The sequence below is a fragment of the Spiroplasma endosymbiont of Nomada ruficornis genome (assembly GCF_964030795.1).
In the GTDB taxonomy this organism is placed as follows: domain Bacteria; phylum Bacillota_I; class Bacilli_A; order Mycoplasmatales; family VBWQ01; genus Spiroplasma_E; species Spiroplasma_E ixodetis_A.
In genome coordinates this window covers 599464-618132 of record NZ_OZ034962.1, presented here as the reverse complement: position 1 = coordinate 618132, position 18669 = coordinate 599464, and the positions used below count along the sequence as shown (strand labels likewise).

The 18669-nt window shown below is 22.8% G+C and carries 30 protein-coding genes; 2 read left to right on the top strand and 28 right to left on the bottom strand.

All coding sequences use genetic code 4. The features are described 5' to 3' along the window. Window positions 1–78: 78 nt before the first annotated feature. Window positions 79–1239, bottom strand: coding sequence for an Mbov_0401 family ICE element transposase-like protein (locus tag AAHM79_RS03770; RefSeq protein WP_338957526.1), 1161 nt, complete (start codon window positions 1237–1239; stop codon window positions 79–81). 73 nt (window positions 1240–1312) lie between these two features. Here AAHM79_RS03770 and AAHM79_RS03765 point away from each other — a divergent pair, with 73 nt between their 5' ends. Both AAHM79_RS03765 and AAHM79_RS03760 read left to right on the top strand, forming a co-directional pair. After that, entirely contained in the window at window positions 1313–3019 is a 1707-nt protein-coding gene (locus AAHM79_RS03765; protein WP_342258154.1) for a hypothetical protein, read from the top strand. A 150-nt stretch (window positions 3020–3169) separates the two neighbouring features. After that, the gene (locus AAHM79_RS03760) at window positions 3170–3448 is read left to right on the top strand and encodes a hypothetical protein (RefSeq protein WP_342257212.1); all 279 of its coding nucleotides are present in this window, start codon (window positions 3170–3172) and stop codon (window positions 3446–3448) included. On the opposite strand, the gene AAHM79_RS03755 is transcribed toward AAHM79_RS03760, so the two are convergent. From AAHM79_RS03755 to AAHM79_RS03625, 27 genes are all read right to left on the bottom strand, one after another. After that, window positions 3445–5469 carry a hypothetical protein gene (locus tag AAHM79_RS03755; protein WP_342258153.1) on the bottom strand — a complete coding sequence of 675 codons (2025 nt, stop codon included), beginning with the start codon at window positions 5467–5469 and terminating at the stop codon, window positions 3445–3447. The two genes, AAHM79_RS03760 and AAHM79_RS03755, sit on opposite strands and share 4 nt — an antisense overlap. Then, window positions 5420–6658: a hypothetical protein gene (locus AAHM79_RS03750; protein WP_342257210.1), complete on the bottom strand. Its 1239-nt coding sequence runs from the start codon at window positions 6656–6658 to the stop codon at window positions 5420–5422. Before AAHM79_RS03750 ends, AAHM79_RS03755 begins: the two co-directional genes overlap by 50 nt. 13 nt (window positions 6659–6671) lie before the next feature. Next, complete coding sequence (locus AAHM79_RS03745) at window positions 6672–6794, bottom strand: hypothetical protein (RefSeq protein ID WP_338957828.1); 123 nt, start codon at window positions 6792–6794, stop codon at window positions 6672–6674. Between the two features lie 4 nt (window positions 6795–6798). After that, on the bottom strand, window positions 6799–8691 hold the full coding sequence (locus AAHM79_RS03740; RefSeq protein ID WP_342258152.1) for a hypothetical protein: 1893 nt from the start codon (window positions 8689–8691) through the stop codon (window positions 6799–6801). A gap of 3 nt (window positions 8692–8694) precedes the next feature. After that, a complete protein-coding gene (locus tag AAHM79_RS03735) occupies window positions 8695–10392 on the bottom strand; it encodes a hypothetical protein (RefSeq protein WP_342257321.1) in 1698 nt (565 codons plus the stop codon). Window positions 10393–10403: 11 nt separating this feature from the next. Continuing rightward, window positions 10404–11588, bottom strand: a complete 1185-nt coding sequence (locus AAHM79_RS03730; protein WP_338958609.1) for a hypothetical protein — start codon at window positions 11586–11588, stop codon at window positions 10404–10406. An 18-nt stretch (window positions 11589–11606) separates the two neighbouring features. Then, window positions 11607–11984 carry a hypothetical protein gene (locus AAHM79_RS03725; protein WP_342257219.1) on the bottom strand — a complete coding sequence of 126 codons (378 nt, stop codon included), beginning with the start codon at window positions 11982–11984 and terminating at the stop codon, window positions 11607–11609. A 16-nt stretch (window positions 11985–12000) separates the two neighbouring features. Next, window positions 12001–12192: a hypothetical protein gene (locus AAHM79_RS03720; protein ID WP_342257320.1), complete on the bottom strand. Its 192-nt coding sequence runs from the start codon at window positions 12190–12192 to the stop codon at window positions 12001–12003. 34 nt (window positions 12193–12226) lie between these two features. Beyond that, window positions 12227–12385: a hypothetical protein gene (locus tag AAHM79_RS03715; protein ID WP_338957552.1), complete on the bottom strand. Its 159-nt coding sequence runs from the start codon at window positions 12383–12385 to the stop codon at window positions 12227–12229. Window positions 12386–12400: 15 nt separating this feature from the next. Then, window positions 12401–12784 carry a hypothetical protein gene (locus AAHM79_RS03710; RefSeq protein WP_342257220.1) on the bottom strand — a complete coding sequence of 128 codons (384 nt, stop codon included), beginning with the start codon at window positions 12782–12784 and terminating at the stop codon, window positions 12401–12403. Between the two features lie 115 nt (window positions 12785–12899). After that, window positions 12900–13172 carry a hypothetical protein gene (locus AAHM79_RS03705; RefSeq protein WP_342257221.1) on the bottom strand — a complete coding sequence of 91 codons (273 nt, stop codon included), beginning with the start codon at window positions 13170–13172 and terminating at the stop codon, window positions 12900–12902. Continuing rightward, window positions 13141–13416 (bottom strand): hypothetical protein, encoded by a 276-nt coding sequence (locus tag AAHM79_RS03700; RefSeq protein ID WP_338957557.1) that lies wholly within the window; start codon window positions 13414–13416, stop codon window positions 13141–13143. The genes AAHM79_RS03705 and AAHM79_RS03700 overlap by 32 nt, the downstream gene beginning before the upstream one ends. Continuing rightward, window positions 13409–13552 carry a hypothetical protein gene (locus AAHM79_RS03695; protein ID WP_338957559.1) on the bottom strand — a complete coding sequence of 48 codons (144 nt, stop codon included), beginning with the start codon at window positions 13550–13552 and terminating at the stop codon, window positions 13409–13411. The genes AAHM79_RS03700 and AAHM79_RS03695 overlap by 8 nt, the downstream gene beginning before the upstream one ends. A gap of 70 nt (window positions 13553–13622) precedes the next feature. After that, on the bottom strand, window positions 13623–14117 hold the full coding sequence (locus tag AAHM79_RS03690; RefSeq protein WP_342257318.1) for a hypothetical protein: 495 nt from the start codon (window positions 14115–14117) through the stop codon (window positions 13623–13625). Next, window positions 14056–14280 (bottom strand): hypothetical protein, encoded by a 225-nt coding sequence (locus tag AAHM79_RS03685; protein ID WP_342257317.1) that lies wholly within the window; start codon window positions 14278–14280, stop codon window positions 14056–14058. Before AAHM79_RS03685 ends, AAHM79_RS03690 begins: the two co-directional genes overlap by 62 nt. 61 nt (window positions 14281–14341) lie before the next feature. Further along, on the bottom strand, window positions 14342–14548 hold the full coding sequence (locus AAHM79_RS03680; protein ID WP_342257316.1) for a hypothetical protein: 207 nt from the start codon (window positions 14546–14548) through the stop codon (window positions 14342–14344). 17 nt (window positions 14549–14565) lie between these two features. Continuing rightward, window positions 14566–14727 carry a hypothetical protein gene (locus AAHM79_RS03675; RefSeq protein WP_338957563.1) on the bottom strand — a complete coding sequence of 54 codons (162 nt, stop codon included), beginning with the start codon at window positions 14725–14727 and terminating at the stop codon, window positions 14566–14568. Continuing rightward, on the bottom strand, window positions 14703–15023 hold the full coding sequence (locus AAHM79_RS03670) for a hypothetical protein (protein ID WP_342257315.1): 321 nt from the start codon (window positions 15021–15023) through the stop codon (window positions 14703–14705). The genes AAHM79_RS03675 and AAHM79_RS03670 overlap by 25 nt, the downstream gene beginning before the upstream one ends. Next, a complete protein-coding gene (locus AAHM79_RS03665) occupies window positions 15013–15450 on the bottom strand; it encodes a hypothetical protein (RefSeq protein WP_338957565.1) in 438 nt (145 codons plus the stop codon). The genes AAHM79_RS03670 and AAHM79_RS03665 overlap by 11 nt, the downstream gene beginning before the upstream one ends. A 2-nt stretch (window positions 15451–15452) precedes the next feature. Continuing rightward, window positions 15453–15617: a hypothetical protein gene (locus AAHM79_RS03660; protein WP_338957566.1), complete on the bottom strand. Its 165-nt coding sequence runs from the start codon at window positions 15615–15617 to the stop codon at window positions 15453–15455. Window positions 15618–15751: 134 nt separating this feature from the next. Beyond that, complete coding sequence (locus AAHM79_RS03655; RefSeq protein ID WP_342257314.1) at window positions 15752–15946, bottom strand: hypothetical protein; 195 nt, start codon at window positions 15944–15946, stop codon at window positions 15752–15754. A 63-nt stretch (window positions 15947–16009) separates the two neighbouring features. Next, complete coding sequence (locus AAHM79_RS03650; RefSeq protein ID WP_342258151.1) at window positions 16010–16270, bottom strand: hypothetical protein; 261 nt, start codon at window positions 16268–16270, stop codon at window positions 16010–16012. A gap of 12 nt (window positions 16271–16282) precedes the next feature. Beyond that, entirely contained in the window at window positions 16283–16414 is a 132-nt protein-coding gene (locus tag AAHM79_RS03645; RefSeq protein WP_338958910.1) for a hypothetical protein, read from the bottom strand. A gap of 655 nt (window positions 16415–17069) precedes the next feature. Further along, a complete protein-coding gene (locus AAHM79_RS03640; RefSeq protein WP_342258150.1) occupies window positions 17070–17348 on the bottom strand; it encodes a hypothetical protein in 279 nt (92 codons plus the stop codon). 60 nt (window positions 17349–17408) lie between these two features. Then, window positions 17409–17666 (bottom strand): hypothetical protein, encoded by a 258-nt coding sequence (locus tag AAHM79_RS03635; protein WP_342258149.1) that lies wholly within the window; start codon window positions 17664–17666, stop codon window positions 17409–17411. A gap of 98 nt (window positions 17667–17764) precedes the next feature. Beyond that, the gene (locus tag AAHM79_RS03630; protein ID WP_342258148.1) at window positions 17765–18178 is read right to left on the bottom strand and encodes a hypothetical protein; all 414 of its coding nucleotides are present in this window, start codon (window positions 18176–18178) and stop codon (window positions 17765–17767) included. Window positions 18179–18323: 145 nt separating this feature from the next. Beyond that, the gene (locus tag AAHM79_RS03625) at window positions 18324–18662 is read right to left on the bottom strand and encodes a hypothetical protein (protein ID WP_342258147.1); all 339 of its coding nucleotides are present in this window, start codon (window positions 18660–18662) and stop codon (window positions 18324–18326) included. Window positions 18663–18669: the final 7 nt, after the last annotated feature.

Genomic DNA, 18669 nt, shown 5'->3' with positions numbered 1-18669 from the left:
GAAATTTTTATATGAGAATTTTTTGCAATTTTATTTACTTGCACTTACAAGTATAATTCAGCAAATTTAAGTTTTAATTTATAATAACTGGATAATTGTATTTATTTGATAACATTTAAAATTAACCATTTTTGTATACATATCAATGTTATAAGTTCTATCACCAATCATATGCTTTAAAATTTGTTTAATATTAGTTTCAGTAAAGCAACCAATATTTTCAACTAATGCTTGGTTTAATACACCATCTTTTGCATTAATAAAATAACCAACTTTTAATTTTTTATATTGTAAAGTTAATGATTGTAAAAAATCAATTAATTCATAATATTGACCTTTGGCAAATAAATTTATTGCATTTTGATAGTGTAATTTAGCAATTTGATTTTTTCTTCTTCCTGCCATTATACCAAGAAATAAAACATGAAAAGCATGAAATTTATCTAAAATAAATTTAGCATTTAAAATTGTAGCAGTTTTTCTAATTCATTTTGCACTATCTCCACAAACTATTAAATTTGCTTGGTCAAAGTTTTCAAAAAATAAATTACCATATTTTTCTATTAATTTTGCGGTTTTTTCAGCACCAATTTCTGTTTTTGAAACTCTTATTTTACATACAGCTCTTTTATTAATTAATTTTCCATTTTTCTTTTTACCAGTACACATTACTATTAATCTCATCGAACATTTTTTACAATTTTTAGTATTGTGTTTTTCATTAAACTTAAATTTTCGATGACCATCATCAATATTTACATATAAATTTTGATTTGGTTGTAATGGTATTTTGGGAATATTTGCTTTTGGTAATTCAAATTTTTGATATGTTCTACAAACTGTACTATTACTTATTAAATCTTCAATAAAAGTATCACAAACATCACGATACTTTTTACCATCAGCAAAATATTTTAAAATTTGTTTAATAACGTTAGGTGCAAGTTTACTATATTTTTTAACACCAAGATAATTATCTAATAATGATACGTACTCCATTTTTTGTGTTTTTGTGTTATAATGTGTACAAATACGTCGCTTATAAGTTAATAAACCTTTTTTTGCTTTTAATTTTCGTTGTCTAAATCTATATGATTTATATTCAGATTTATCACATATACTTCATAAATAATCATCTATTTTTGCAAATAATTCTTCTGTTTGTTTTAAACTTAATTCATCTTGATTAAAATCATGTTTGTCTCAATCAAAATGATTTGCGAATGGTAATATAAACATTTTTAATGTTCCTTTCTAATTTTTGTTTGTTAATAATTTAAGTTTAATTTTTTTTTAAAAATAAGGAGTAAATATGGCTTTTATTAGTAGTTATGGACAATTAAATAAAAAATATAATCTTAATTTTAGTGATAATAATTATGGTTTTAGTTGAGATATTTTTAAAGAATTTGTTGGTGATGAATGAGCAGAATATTTTACTACTAATTGTTTTTATCGTTTTGTTCCAACAGCACGTGGAACAAGAAAAACTTGAAACTGTTTAGCATTTGATTTATTTATATGTTGTAATTTTAGAGATAGTAGTGTTCAAGAAGTAAGAAGATATGAAAATACTCATAGTGAAACTACAATTGGTGCTTTAATGAATGTTTGTCAAGTTTTATTAGATACATATAATATTAATTTATTACCTAATAATCCACATGGCATTAAATGAAAAATTACTAAGGATGGGGGATGTATTATCTTTCCAAGTAATCAACAAATTGACTTTATTGGTTATGCTAATGGTAATAAGATTTTTGGAAAAGAAGCAGGTGGGTCAAGTTTTTTAGGTTCAAGAACAGATGAAATTATTATGGCAGAAGAAAAAGAAACATTAACTGAAAAACAATTAACATATCGATATGAACGTTTACAAAACTCTATGTTTAGAAGTAATCGTATTAAAGTATCAAATAAACCTATTAAAGAGTGAAGTTGAACATTTATTGATAAAAATATATATAGTTCTACCTTTGGACAAAAGATTACTCGTTATTTTTATAAAAGTTTTTTCATTACTTTTACATGTAATCCTTATGATAAATATCATCCATTTTATTTAAAATACTGTACACCATTTTTACCATTAAATGATGAAGTCATGAAAAATCTTAAAAAAGTTGGTAAAGTTTATTATGAAAATAAAGATATGTTTAGTGGTTTAGGTTTATTTGTTTTAAGATTTACTATTCAACCATTTTGAAATAAATTACCTGACATTCAACAAAGAACATTATTAGAAATGGAAAAAAGTAATCCAGATGAATATAATACTGTTTATTATGGTTTTGAATTTTTAGATAGCGATGCAACAATTTTCCCATTTCAAAAAACAGTAAAATATTGACAATCATATGATTTAAAACAATTTTATAATCAAGAAAAAGAAATGTATAAATTTGATTTTTATAGTGTTGGTATTGATTGAGCTACGGGACCAAAAGACCATACTGTATTTATGGTAGTTGGTTTTAAAGAATATAATAATACTGGTTATTATGATGCTTATATTATTTGTGAATTAGTAGTTACTCCAAATGATTTTATAAATGAAAATGAAAAAATTAATGCTTATGTTAATGAAATTTTAGGATTAATGGATAATTTTGAAAATTTTGAACAAGCAATTTATTTTTATGATGATAAAGCAAGAACAGCAATGGATTGATTAAATCAAAAATTAATTGATGAACACAATACTATTTTAATAACACAAACCGCTATTAAACATGCTTCAAATTTAAATCAAGAAGCCGGATTAACTAATAGAGTAGTTTGAATGAGAAATATTATGATTTATGGAAACTTTTATGCAAATAAAGATGATTTACCAAAAACAACTCAATGTTTAGAAGAATTACGTTATGACCAAACCAAAACTAACATTCCTGACAAAAATATGTATCAAGACCCTTATGATGCATTATTTTATGCATTATATCCATATAAAAATGTAATTAGGGGTAAAAATAATGCTACTGTAAAAAAAAGTATCTTCACATTTGCAATATAATAAATAAGCGCAATACAATTAATATTATAGGTATCAAAAAATAAACACCTTTAATTTAGGCGTTATTTTGCTTTTAAAAGCATACTTGTAAAAATAATCAAAAATAGTACAATTTAAAAGTAAAATCAAGGAAAAAAGGAGATATTTATTATGAAAATATGAATAAAAACAAATTTTCAAAAAATATCATTATCATTTGCTGTAATAACTGGTGTTACCGGTTTAATCTTAGGAATAGTTTCATATAATAAAAATAATCAATTAACATATTTTTATGATTACGACCATGAAGCACACTGGGGGGCAACTATTTGAGCAAGACCAGTAAGTAATAAACATAAAATTACTCTTTACTGAGCATCAAATAAATTAACTGATGATGCAGTAAAATGAGATGGTATTTATCCAGATGGATATTTTGATAATTAAATTTCTAAATTTATATAAGAAATATTTTCATTATATTTATCAAATAAATTAATATTATTTAAATTTATTTCTTGTTTATTTGTTACTAAAATTAAATCATAATTACCAGCACCAAATAGTCCGCTAACTTCAATTCGATTTAAGTTATTAATTGGATTTTCAATTTGTAATTCAAATTCACTATTATTGTCAATTTGTAAAACTTCTTTATAAAATTCTAATTTAGAAAATAATTGTGATTTATTTGAACCATATAAATTTAAAGCATTTTCGGTTTTATTTTTATTAATAATTAATCTTGTAAAATATTTTCCATATTCACCATTACCTAATGTTCAATCTGCCGGAATTAATGATGGTATATTATTGCTTTCTAATTCATTAGTTATGGATAGTCAGTTAAATTGATTATCATCTAATTTCAATAATTCATTTTGACTAATGTCATTGTTTTTTAGTTTAATGTTATTGATATCTGTAAAATCAAAATATGCAGATTTTAATACTACTTTTATATCTTTAAATTCTCAAATCTTATCAGGTGTAGAATGTATAGGATTTGATTTTAATTCAAAATAATAAGGTAATAATAATTTATAGTCATCATTTAAACCGTTATTAATAGACATGGTTGAATAAATATTTTTTGATAGCATTATAACTATTTGTTTTAATATTTTAACTTTTGGTAAATTTGTATAGTTAGGATAATCTAATTCTCATTGTTTAAATAAATTAGTAATAACTTCATTTGGTTTTTGTCCTTCAAACTTAGCACGAATTTTATCTAAATCATTCATTTCTTTTAAAACATTACTTAATGATGCACCATCAAAGTTTCTATTATAAGTATATGTATAAGTTAACATATCTAATAATACTTTTTGTAAACTATCAATTGGTGGTCTATCTTTTATTTCTAGTTCAACATCATGAAATTTATTTGTTGTAGAAATAAATAAATTATAGTCACTTACTAAAAATCATGACTCTAATTTTTTATCTTTTAATTCTAGTTCATCAGATAATGGTCATACTTTTGAATTTTTAGAAACATCATAACCAATTTTATCATTAGTTACTCTTGCATTATTAATAATTTCTTTTCTTGTTTCTCTACCACCACCAATAGCAATTAAATCTAAAACTGATTTTTCTTGTCCTATAAATTGTTTTGCTAAATTTCAAGGTAATATTTGTTCACTAAATCATTGTTGTAATATTCTAACTTTTGGTTGAGTTTCAATAGGCATTGATAATAGCGGAAATGCTATCTTATCTTTGACAAATAACTTTGGGTATACCTCCATATTGTCGACTTCACCAAGTACCTTTATATTGCCAAAAATCATGCTTCTAGGTGCTTTAATTTTTAAACCAATAACTTTGGTGTCTTTATCTAGTGGTTTTTGTAATTTAATAATAATTGGATAACCATCTCTTGTTTTAAAGTCTTTAATTTTAATAATAGTAATACTTTTAGTACTTCTAGTTTTTGGATTTTGATAAGGTTCTGAATAATTATTAATAATATATAAATTATCAATATTATTTTCAGTTAATGGTTCATTTATACTAACTGCATATAACTTAAATTGATTTAATAAATTTATTTCTTGAAATATTAAATTTTTAATATTAGTCATACTATATTCAATTGTATTGTCATTAATATTAGTACTTGCTCTTTGATTTAATTGCATAGTAAAATCAGATGTTTCAACAGCAGTAGTTTTTAATACTTTATCAATATCAATAAAACCTATTTTAATAGTATTTGCTGAAAATCTTAAACTATTATTTTCATGATTTTTAAATAAACGTTCAATTTCATAAATATAAATTTTTCTTTTTTTAAATTCATCGTATGCTCTATTAATATCAGGGTCACTAGTAGCACTCATCATATTAGTAAAATCATAAGGAATATTATCAATTAAATAATCATTTTCTATTTCTGCTTGATTAAGTTTAGTTTGTTTCTGTGGAAACTTCGTTTGTGGTTTGTTGTTGTTTTCCATTGTTTTCTCCTATTAATTGGTTATTTTCTGGATTAAATAATTTTAATTTAACTGTTAAGTTATTAATTTCTTGTTCATCATTAATATTAAATGTTTTACTATTTAATAAATCTTTATCTAAACGTACTAATATTTGAATAAATTTAAGAATATCAATATTAAATTGTCATAATTTTTGTTCAATATAATTAATAGTTGAAATATTTACCGCTGTACTTTCGGGAACCGATTGTTGTGCTGATTTCTTTTGACTTGGTATATGAATACCACAACGTTTAAATATTTCATTAATATTTCAATCATATATATCAGTTAAATTTTTACCTTTAAAATTACTACTTGTCATATTAATATTTTCACTTTTTTCATTATTATCACCAGTAGTTTTTCAAATATAGTTGTTAGTAACTAATGTTCTTACGGCTTCATCCATTGTAGATTTAGCATTACCATAAGTTTGGTCAAAAATAAACTTTGGTGAATTTAAAATAGTATCTAAAACAATTTGTTCATAAATAACATCTAATGCTTTAATTTTATCCATTACTTTATTACAATCTGCTAACTCATTTGCTTTATTTCTCATAATTGCTATTGGAATATAATTAATATTTAATGTTTGTTCTTGTTCTAAATTAGGATTATTACTATATTCTTTAAAAGGTAAAGGAAATTGTTTTTTATTATCACTAATACTATAAATTGCACGATTAATAGTTACTTGTTCATTATTTAATTTATAAACTTCAAATAATCTTACTGTTTGTGCATTTTGTTGATAACTATCATAAAAAATAGTACATTGAATTAATTTACCAGTAATATCATAAATTCTTTGCTGTATATCTACTACTTGAAAATAAAAATCATCATTAGCAATATAAATTAAATAACCACTAATTCCTAATTTGCTTAATTTAAAAATAGAATTTCAATTCTTTCTATAAAATTCTTGTTTAATTAAATATTGTTTAATAGTTTCATTATTAATATCCAATGGAGCATTATATAAATTAGCATTATTTTCAGCAACAAAATCAGTAAAATAAGTCTCATGATTAAAATCATTAAAACCAAAATAACTTAAAATAGAAGTGTGTGTACTTTTATTTTCTAAAAAAATTAATTTAGATTTTTCTTCATTATTATTAATATTTGTTTTATCTTTTCTTGGTCAAAAAGGTTTCATTTTTTTCTCCTTTCTAAAATATTTGATTAATTTTTAAGACAATTTTTACTATAATAAATATAATTAAACCAGCAACAGCAGAAGATAATAAAACTCCAATTAAACTTAAAATAATTTTTATAATTTTTCAAATCATAATTTTATTCCTGTAATTCTTCTACTTTTCATGTATTACCTTTATCGCTACCTTTTAAAGAATAAATAGTAATAAATTTTGAGTGTTGTACTGATAAAACTAAGACATTAGTATTATTGTTAAAAACTTCTATTGGTACACCTGCTATTTTTGTATTAGTTATAATAAATTCTTTAATTGCAAAAACATTATTATATATATTTCAAGAATAATAAACTTTATATCTTTTATTAACTATAAAATCATAAGTAATTTGTCAATTATCTCATTTATTTTTTTCTCTTATTCCTACTTCTTTTCAAATTGAACTACTTGGAGGAATTGGAATTGGTTGTGGTTGTTTTTTGATAATTTCATTAATAGCACCAGCAACAGTTTTATCAGTAGTTTCTAAATTAGGAATTTCAGTACCAATAGTATTTATAGAAAAAGCATATTTGAATTGGTCTTTATCCATTTTATTGTCTAATTTTTTATCTACTTCTTCTTTTTTATAATAATCAGTTAAATCAGTTTTCCCGCAAGTAGCACTAATTTTATTATTTTCATCAATTTTAATATTTTCACCAGCAATTAACTTATCTTGTTTTTTATCTAATAATTGATTTGTTTCTAGTTTTGTATAATAATCATGTTCAGTATTTTCTTCTGCTATAAATTCAGTTGGTGTATCTATTCCTTGATATTGATATATTTCTTCTATATCACCAATTAAATTAATTTTTCCAAGTTCAGGATAAGAATTACCACCACCACTAAATTGTTTCTTTTTATTGTTATAGTAAATAGTTCCAATATTTAAAATATTTTTATTTTGTATTTGTTCTCCATAAGTCATGGAATCAACATTTAACAATTCAAATTCGTTAAAAACATTATTTAAATAAATTTTAATTACTTTATAAAATTTCATAAAGTTATTTTCTGTTGAATATTGATAACTGATTTTAATAAAATATCATTTAAATATTTCTATATTATTATTTTCAACTTTTTTTCATAAGGGACTAGTTTCAATATTAAATCAATTATTTTTAACATCATTAATATTTTCGTTTGTTTTAATTAATTCACTATTTAATTTGGTAATTTCATTTTCATTTGTAGTAATTAGTTTTTGTTGTTTAGCAGAAAAATCACAAGTTGGTGCATGTGTATAATCACCAATTTGTGGATTGTTTTGTAAAACATCAGGTGGTAATGTTCCAATTTCATTAGGTCAATCTAAAATCATAGTTTCAGTTTTTGAGTCATATTCTGTTGCAACATAACCTTTATTTATTAAATTTGTAACTGGTCCCCTATATGTTTCATTTTTATTACCATTAATGGTATCATCATATAATTTTATTTGCTTTGATAATGTAAATTCTTTTTGTTCTTGAATTAATTCATTAACTTGGTTTCTAGTATAAAATGCTTTTAAGTCAATTTTTTCAACATCTATTTCATCATTATTATAATTTGAAAATATTTGTTTTAATTCTGTTAATCTTGCTCATATTTTCATTCTACTAGGTGCTAAATCTCAAATATTAATCGTAGGAGTACTACTTGCACTAAATTGATTACCATTATTAAATTGAATAGTAGCATCAACATTAAATTCAATTGGTGTACGATTAAATACTCAATGTTCAACCATAACATAAACCATATCTCTTAAAGTTTCTTTAATTAATTCATCTTTAAAACTATCAAAAGGAAATTTAGATAAAATAAAATCAAGATAAGCATTAATATCATTTTGAGCACGAATAGCAAATGTTTTAAATCAATCATCAACATTTGGTCATGTATTTATATATTGTCGTGGTGTTTCTGTAATTGTTCCAGTTAATGGATATCAGTTATTATAATTTTCTAAACTGACACCAGTTCAAAGTTTATTAATCATATTTTATCATTCCTTAAAAAATGCTTTTTTATAACGTTTGGTTTTTGATTTAGTTTTTCTATGTGATATATGTATAATTTCTTTTTGTAATTTTTTATTTCCTTTTTTTACAACTTGATTATATGCAAATTTTTCTAAATGTCTTAACAATCCAGTACCAAATACAGTATTAACTGATAATTTTAAACCCACCCTTTTAAATGATTTATTGACATTATCAATAGGATTATTAATAACATTAACTACTTTATGATAAGTTCTAATTGTCCTTAATATTTGCCTATAAATTTTAAAACTATCTTTAATCATTTGTTGTACAACTGGTAGAGCAAAAGCAATACTTTTTAATCATTTATTTTGACTAACTCCATATCCAATATATCAACCGCTATATCATCTATATCAATGAAATGGATGTATTTGAATAACAAAAGTTTCTGCTTTGATAATACTATCAATAACTACAATTGGTTTATATTTAGGATTACGATGATAAATAGTAATTCCACATTTATCTAATGATAAAGGTTGAATTTTACAAGCCATAAATACTGGTGAATTTAATGGAATTAATTGTGCATGTTTAATTGCTTTCTTTTCAGCACTTGTAAATACATCAATTGTTTTTTCTTTTAATTTATTAATTTTTTCAAATGCTTGTTTTTCTAATTTTTCGAATTTCTCTTGTAATTTATAAATATTTATTCTTATTTTTTCAAAATATGAAGTATCTTTTCAAAATTTATTTAAACCTTTTTTAAAATAAAATTTAATATCAAAATATTTAAAAGTTTGATTTGCTTTTAATACTAATTTATGAATTGAACTATTTTTAAAATTAAATTTAATTGCATTAGCACGAATTTTTTGTAAATCTAAAATTAAAGATTTTCCATATCTATTTTCTGCATGTATTGTATGAACTAAATTTAATCAGTCATGTTGGTTCATTTTTAATACTTCTTTTAAATCAGTATTATATTTTTGTAAAAAATTGTTTGCTTTATCAATATCTTTAATTTTAAATTTAGGAGTTAACTGTGGACTTAACTTTATTAATTCATTTTGTAATAATAAATAATTTTTTAATTCTTGTACTTCTAATTTTGCAAAATTATTTTTATATTGTCTTTCAGCAACAAAACCTAAATTTTGTATTATTGTTTCGCGATTTGGAGCATGGTTATAATTAAATAAATAACGTTTATTTCCAATAATTTTATCTGTTAAAATTTCTTTTCCACTTACTTGACTAATGATTTCTTGTAAATTTTTTGCTTTTTTAATGCCAATTTGTTCTAATGTTTTAGTTTTTTCTGCTAAACTAATAAATTTAGTTGTACGATAACCACGACTAATTCTATTAAGTCCAGCAAATGCAGGTAATATATTAAAAAAAGTATTTAATGGTGTAACATTTCCTTTTAAATAATCATAAACTTGATTAATAGTAAAATCAGTTAAAAACTCTACACCAACAGCACTAATACTAGCAAGTAAATCACTTGCACCTAAACCAAGTGCTAAACTTTCACTTAATCCACCAGTAAAAGGAGCAAGTGCTACTGCTATTACTTGTACACCAATCATTTCTAAAATTTCTCATCATCAACTTTTATGTTCTTGTTGTTGACTTGTTCTAGTATGTTTTGGTTTATTTATGTTTAAAAGTATTGCTGTACTAGTTGTACCAATTGGCATAATAATTATCCTTATTTAAGAGTTATTTTTATAGGATTTGTTGAACCTTGATAATTTTTATCAGTGTCATTAGTAGTGATTACTACATATAAATCTCCTGCTTTTTGGTTTTGATTACTTACATCCACTTGACCTTGGGCATCACTAAAATAATTAATAATTGGAGTTGTTAAATTTGGATTTAAATTATTTAGTTCAGTTGTATTTTTAATTGTTGTATCTAATAATTTATTCTTTTTAGTAGTATCAGCAGTAATATTAGTTGTTAATGTTGTAATTTCTTCACTTAAATATTTTTTATTAACAATACCACATAACATTCATCTTGATTCTGTTTCTGAGTTTGACATATAAGGAATAGATTCTCCTGTTACTTGTCCACCAACTAAATATCTTTTTGGAACTTTACCATCTTTAATATCTTCAACATATATACTAGTTTGTTGTAACATATATCTTTTCATTGCTTTTGGTGTTGCTAAAACAAAATTCATAATTTGATTTTTATTTTCAGTATTTTTAAATGTCATATAATCATCCATAACAATTTGACATAATACACCTTTAATATATAAATTTGTTCCATTTAATCTTAATTGTTGTGCTAGTTGATTATCAGTAATTAAACCTTTATTATCTGCTAAATAAACTAAAGTATCATAAAGACTATTTGTTATAAAAAATTTACAATTATTACTATTTCTTAATTGAAATAAAGTATTTCATGCTGATAACATTGATTTTAAATATCCTACTGGTGTTGTATCAGTAATGATTACTTTTTTGGCAGATTTAGCAATTGTATTTGTATCATTATTTGCTAAATAATCTGCTAAATCATTAGCAACTTCATATTGCATACTTTCTAGTAAATTTTGCCCATTATCTGCAAATAAATCAACTTCACCAATCATTTCTCCTGTACTAGCTTCTTTTGTAATTTCTTTAATAATTTTATCAGTATCAACATAACCAACTTCTAATCCTTTACTTTTATCATTTCAATGAAGTATTTTGAATGTTGGGTCTTTTGGTTTTTTAACTATAAATTCAATTTTTGTAGAATTAACCATTTCAATTGGAAAAAAACTTGCTCATGGACTATTTGATTGTTTATAAAATTCTATAAATTCAGGTGTTTCTACTAATTTTGTAGTATTATCTAAATTTTGTTTAAATGGCACTGGATTTGGCATTTTAAATTTTCCTTTCTTTTATAAATTATTTTTCTTTTTATAATCTAATAAACTACTTTTTATTGAAGTTTCTTGATTTGTTAATATTGTTTCTTGTTTACCACCTGTATTAATTGGTTCTTTAAATAGTGGTTGTTCTTTAATCATTTTTTTAATAGTTTCTTCAATTTTTGAATTTTCTATATTACTTGTTTTAAATTTTAAAAATTCATAAAATTCTTTTTTAACTTGATATTTTTTAAATATATTAATTATTTCTTTTTCTTTAATTTCTTGATTAAGTTTATTTAACTTATTTTCTAATTCAACAATCTTAATTTCTTGCTCTTGTTGTAAATTATTATTTTCAATTAAAGGTTCAGTATTTTGTTCAACATTAGTTTCATTTTCTAACATTTAAATCACACCTTTATTATTTATTTTCTTTTCCATTAATTTTTTCATTAAGTTTTGCTAATTTTTTTTGATGTTTCATCACTTTATTATTTCTTCTAATATGTTTTGGAGTTGTAATAAATCTTTTCAATCAAACAATTAATTCTCTACAAATTAATGTTCCTACACTTGTTCCAATAATAATTAATTCATGTAAAAATTCTTTCATTTTCAATTATTTCCTTTCAATTATTTATTTTTAATTATTCGTCAAATTGACCATTATTAATTCTTTCAATCATTGATTTTGAATTACTTATAATAGTTACCAATAAAGATATTTCTTTATTTAATTGTTCCATTCTTTCTTTATATGTCTGAATTTCATTGTTATAATATTCAATCAATTTTTCTTTATTCATTAGTTATCATCTCCTTTATAAACTATCATATGTAGTTGGTCTTTCATATAAAACATCACTACTTCCACTATTATTACTAATAGCATCACTATTAATTAATCTTCTTGTTTCATTTGTAAATGATGTTTCTTGCATTTCTTGATTATAATTTGTAGTTTCCATAGGTAATAAATTATGTATAATTTCACTTGCACCAGCAACTATTGTTGGTACTGCATAAGCATTATTAAAATCATTATTTATACCCATAGCTACACCACTTGAAATTAGACATCCACTAGTTGCCATATTACATATTTTTCTTATTACTTCAAATCTATTAGGTATTAGTTCACTTAACCCACCAATTAGATTTGATATACCATAAGTACTTAAACTAATATATGTATCTCAATCCATTTGTTGTTTATTATCATTAGTTAATAATAATGGTCATGGTGGTGTTTCTGTGGTAGTAGTTGTTAATCAAGGTGGTGGTTCAGGATTAGGATTGATTTTTGTAAATTTTGCATAATTAATTAAACCAATAGTTCCTAAACCTAATAATATTTTTTTTACTTGAATTTAATATTTTCTTTTTAGTACTTGGCATTTGATTTAAGTTTCATATATCAATTCCTAACTTTTTACTAAATAATAAAGCATTAATACTTCCTAATACTGGATTACCAATAATTTGACCATAATAAGCACTTGTACCAATCATTGCTGATAATGGACTTATTCCAATTCTTATTATTTTTAATAAAGTATAGTTATTTGATTGTACATTCGTGTCATTTGGCATTTTCATTTACTCCTTCATTTTTTGGTTTAATAAACACTTCAACTCAACCTGTATAGTGAACGTTATCACCAACTAAAATAGCAGTATTTGCATGTGGTTGAGAAACAACTAAATATTCAGCAATAACATTAGGATATTTTCATAAAATAATTGCTTTTATATCATTACTATCTGTTAAATCTTTGGGATTTGGTGAAAATATTTCTATTTTATCTTGACCAAATAAATCTGTTAATTTAGTCATTATCAAATTCACCTTTTTCTATTTTTTCAATTAATAAATTTAAAATATTTTTGTCCAAATCAGAGTTTGTATAATTAATTTTTTTAGTTCATTTAATTATATCTTTCATATATTTAAGTAATTTTTCTTTATTCATTATTTATTCTCCTTATTTAAATAATATCAACCAATTAATAAACTATCTGCTTCATCATGATTTGATATTTTTATATTTCAATTATTTCTTTAATAATTTCTTCAGCAACATATATACTTAGTTCTTTATCTCAAGGTCTTAATCAAAAAATAGGTGGGTCATAACGTTCATATCATTTCTTTCATTCACTTGGACTTATTAACATATCTTTTGTTAATAATTTATTAAATTGTCCTGCAATAAAACCACGTAAATGTTCTTGAGTTTCATAACCAATACCATTTTTTGAATTAAAAGTACCACGTTCAATAATTAAATCCAATTCATTATCATTAACTTTTATATCTCAATAAAATTTTCTTTGTCCATCATATTCTTTTAAATTATAACTTTTAACAAATATTGGTTTTCAATTTCAAAAATCATATTTATCATGTAAATAAACTTTTTTTCATAAAGTAAATCCAGTATTTTTAATACTTGGGTCAATTGAAAGTAAATAATTAGTCATTATCAAATCACCGGTCTTTAATTCTGGTTTTAATTGGTTTATAAACTTCTTCATAATATCCGTTTAAGCGATATGTGTTTTTAAGATATTGCATAAATCTTTCTTTATTAATACAATTTTTATGTCTTGATTTATTAATTTCATCAACTTTATTTCTATGTTCTTTATCACCTTGATAACAATGTTCACATACATTTCTCAGCAGTTTTTTTCGCAAGTAAATAAATCATGTTTTTTATCACATACACAACAATCTTCACAACATACTTCTTTATTCATTATTTATTCTCCTTTCTATTATTTCTTTCTTGCTTTATTAAGAAATTTATTCAAATAATTTGATTATCACCATCACCTAATTTTTTTAAAAGATATTCATATCTTTTCTTAAAATCTTCACTATCAATATCTCTATCTTGGTAAATTATTTTTTTCAATTTTTTTATTTTATACAAGGTTTTTGGAGAATATATTTCTCCATGCATGCAAAGAAAACATTTCATTATTTATTCTCCTTATTTTCAATTTGATTAGCAATTTCACTTAATATTTTTAATACTTTATATTCATTTTTTAATTCTTTAATAATAAATATTAAAAATATTATTAGTGTTATACTTGTTATTAATATTGGTGCTATTAATAAAATTTCTCATCATATCATTTTTTACTCTTTTCATTTTTTAAATCATTTAACATTAATTGAACAAAATACACGATTTTAGGAATGTTTAAAGTATTAAAAATTTGACCAGTGACAATAATTTCATCGTTTTTGTTTAATAAAATACATCGGTTATAAAATTTTGGATTATTAAAAATTAAAGTAACATAGTTTAAACCATTTCATTGACCACGAACACTATAATATAATTCTTTATTACCTTTTTCGTAATATTTTGCTTCAATAGTGTTACTTAGTTTTACTGTTAATTTGACATAATTGGCTTTATCTTTCATTTTTATAATTCCTTAAATAGTATTGAATGTGTTTATATGCATCTTGTTCATGTTTTGTTAATTTTATATTTCCTTTATAATTTGTTATTTTATTTTTATTTTTTGGTTGGTTTTCTAGATAATCTCAGTTGAAAACATCTTGTACTAATACCATTAATGAACCAATAATTTTAGGAGTTGCTAATGGATTAGTTAATAATTGTTTTGAACTTAAAAAGAAATTTTCTACAATAACTAATATTTTGTTTTCAAAAAATTGTTCTTTGATTATTGATAATATTCTTTTATAACGATTTTTACTTTCAAAAACATGTGTTGTGTTGAATGTTTCTGTATAAATAATCCTATTTGTTTCATTTGAATATATAACAATTCCATTATTACCAATACCAGCGGGGTCAATCCCAATAATTAAGTCATATTGCATTATTAATCAAATTCACCATTTTTAATTTTTTGATTTAATTGAGATATAAGATTTAATCTTCCATTAAAACAACTTTTTCAAAGTTTAGTTACTTTTTCATCGTCTCTCATTTCTTTATTTCATTCTCATTCATCTTTAAGATATTCAAGTATTTTTTCTTTATTCATATTTATACCTCCTACTTAACCTAATATTTAAAATACAGTCATAACAAATTGCTTTACTATTTTTATCTCTTAAAAAATATTTTCTTGTTTTTATATCATTAGTATTAAAGAATAAATAATCTAATTTATTTTGTTTACATGTTCAACAAAAATACTTTTTCATTATGAGTTGAAATTTCCTTATAAGAAGTAACTATATAATTAATTGGTAAATCATCATGTTTATATGGATTATTTATTTTAAAACCTTTTCTGTTTTCTTCTCACGTAATGTTATATTTAAAACAAGGATTAGTAATTTTAGTTTTGTTATCTGTTATTTCACCCATAAATCAACTATTATGCTGTTCATAAAATGTTAATTGTTCAAGTTTTATATCATTAAGATAATATTATTTTGGAGCAGTTGGTTTATTAACAGTTATTTTTTGGTCTTTAATATATGGTTCTAATAACTTTATTAATTCATTACCACTTAATTCTTTTTTAATATTTTCTAAATTAAAAAATCAATATGTGCAACTGTTATCAACAATAAAAGAATTATTTTTAATCATTCATTTTGGAAGAGATAATTTATATTCAACATAATCAATAAGAATAGATTGTGGTTTATCTTTAACAATTTGTTCTTTTTTAAATTCTATTTGCATAATAATCCTTTCCTAATATGTTCTGTTGCTTCTAGCATAAAGAACATATATTTTTATTCTTAGATTATTAATAATACTACTATTTGTTTTATTCATTCCAGCAATTCTGGGCTCAAAAATAAATTGTGAAATTTTAAAAAACATTGAGGCATTCGATTCAATATTTATTTAATTTGCGTTTAGCAAATTAATATTTTAATTGAACCGGTCCCGCTCAATTTTTTTTACAAGTTTGAAATTTATTTTCTCGCCCAAAAATTTTTCAAAAAAAAATAAAAAATAAAACCAACACTTGCTCACTTGGTAGTGGCAAGGTTGGTTAAATAAAGAATAATAGTTGGTCCCCACTCCGGGTCTATATATACTAGTTTCCAATTCGCTCCCACCCCAAGAATTACCATTTCTGGTTAGTATATTTTATTAGGTATCACTCCACTTTTTATTTATCCATGCAAGTCCACATGCTAGCTACTATTTTTAACAACTATGTTGTAGTTCACTTTTTTATTTCCCTAACACGTGTTGATAATAGTGCTAAAGACGGTTATTAAAAATTTTAAAATTTTACAATTACAAAAAAAGACAAGAATTTTATTCTCGTCTTTTGTCATTTATTTTTTAATTTAATAGTTTAAAAAAGAAAGGAGTTATTTTTAAAAATTTTTATTTATCGACATCTTCGGTACGCTCCCAACAGTTTTTATATTATTACCAAAATCTTTAAAGGCAGTTTCAAAATTATGAACAAATGTTTGAAAACCTTCACTAATTTCATTACTCAGAGATTGAAACTCCTTACCTAGATCATTAAAAAAAATTCTACATCATTACTAACAATTTGAAAACCTTCACTAATCTCATTACCCAGAGATTGAAACTCCTTACCTAGATCATTAAAGACATTACTTGCATCATTGCTAAAAGATTGAAAATTAGTATTTAAATCTTTTGTAAATACTTCAAATTCTGAACTTATATTATCACCAAAATTATTAAATAAAGTTTCAGTATCATTTCCAAAAGACTGAAACTGTGAACCTAAATCATTAAACAAGTCTTCGATAGGATCAAAATGCATAAGTAATCCTCCTTTAAACTATATCTGATTTTATTATTTGTTTCATTAATGTATATGATATTACATAGAAATAAGAGGTTTTGGGTTTTCTTGTTTATCAGCAACAGGTTTTGAAGATGGACTTATAGACATTAAATTAGCAGCATTTATTACATCTTGAGAAATAGGATTACCCTTATTTAAAGTAGCAAAAGTCATAGGAACAGTAGATAATGTGTTTGCTAATTCTTTTGTAAGAATATCATCGACTGAATTATTTTGAATACTCAATTCTTTTAATTGTGGTTCTTGCTTTTGAAATTTTGCATCTAATTTCATGTTTCGTAATAAAAGTTCTCTCTTTTTTATTGCTTCTTCTTTTAATGTTATTTTTTTTCAAAATCAGTATACAAACTATTTTCTTTGTTTTGTTCAAATTATTGTTCTGATTCTTCTTCGGATTCTGAATCTGATGAATTATTTATATTTTCTAATAGCATGTATTGTAATTTTTCTTGTCGTTTTGCTTTTTTTTCAGCAATATTAGCTTTGTAATTTTGTTTTACAACAGATCCAATTATTGCACCACCAACACCTGAAGAAATTGCAACAGGTATATCAAAAATAGTATTATAATTATTATCAGTAAGTCCTGCACCAAATCCACCCGCTAAAAACCCCAACGTACCACCTATTGTTGGCGCATGATTAATAGCAATTTTCCCCGCTTTTTTTGCTGTACTTTTTGTTTTTAATATCATTTCTTCTTGAATTGCTTTTTGTTTTTTATAATTTTTAAAATTTTTATATTCTTTTTCTGTCATTTGTATATTTTGTATATTTTTAGGCATATCTTTTAATCTTCCTTTCAAATATTTTAATTTAATAAAAATCCTAATATAGATATTTCTCTATATTAGGATTGGACATCTATTAAATTATAATTAGAATTGTAATTTATTTTTTTTAATGTGTCAATTAAAAGCTTTTTTTAGTTTAAATAGTTAAATTATCAATAATACTCTTAATTTCTTCTGCTTCTTTAAATTCATTTTTTCGTTTGAAGGCTATACATAAATTAGATAATAAAATTTCTTGATTATTAGTTTTTTCAATTTCATTTTTTAAAACAAAATAAAGGTACCCACACTGTCAAAAAGTTGGCTTTCTAAGAACTAAATAATTAATATTATTAATCATAATAATATTTTTAGTTTGTTTTTTGAAACTAAAAGTTGTTAATCCTTTATGATAAATAGTTATTTTTTTATCATCAATAGTTATTGAACTTCGACTATATTGATTTTCAAATCATCAATTTTTTTTATTATTCATATATTAA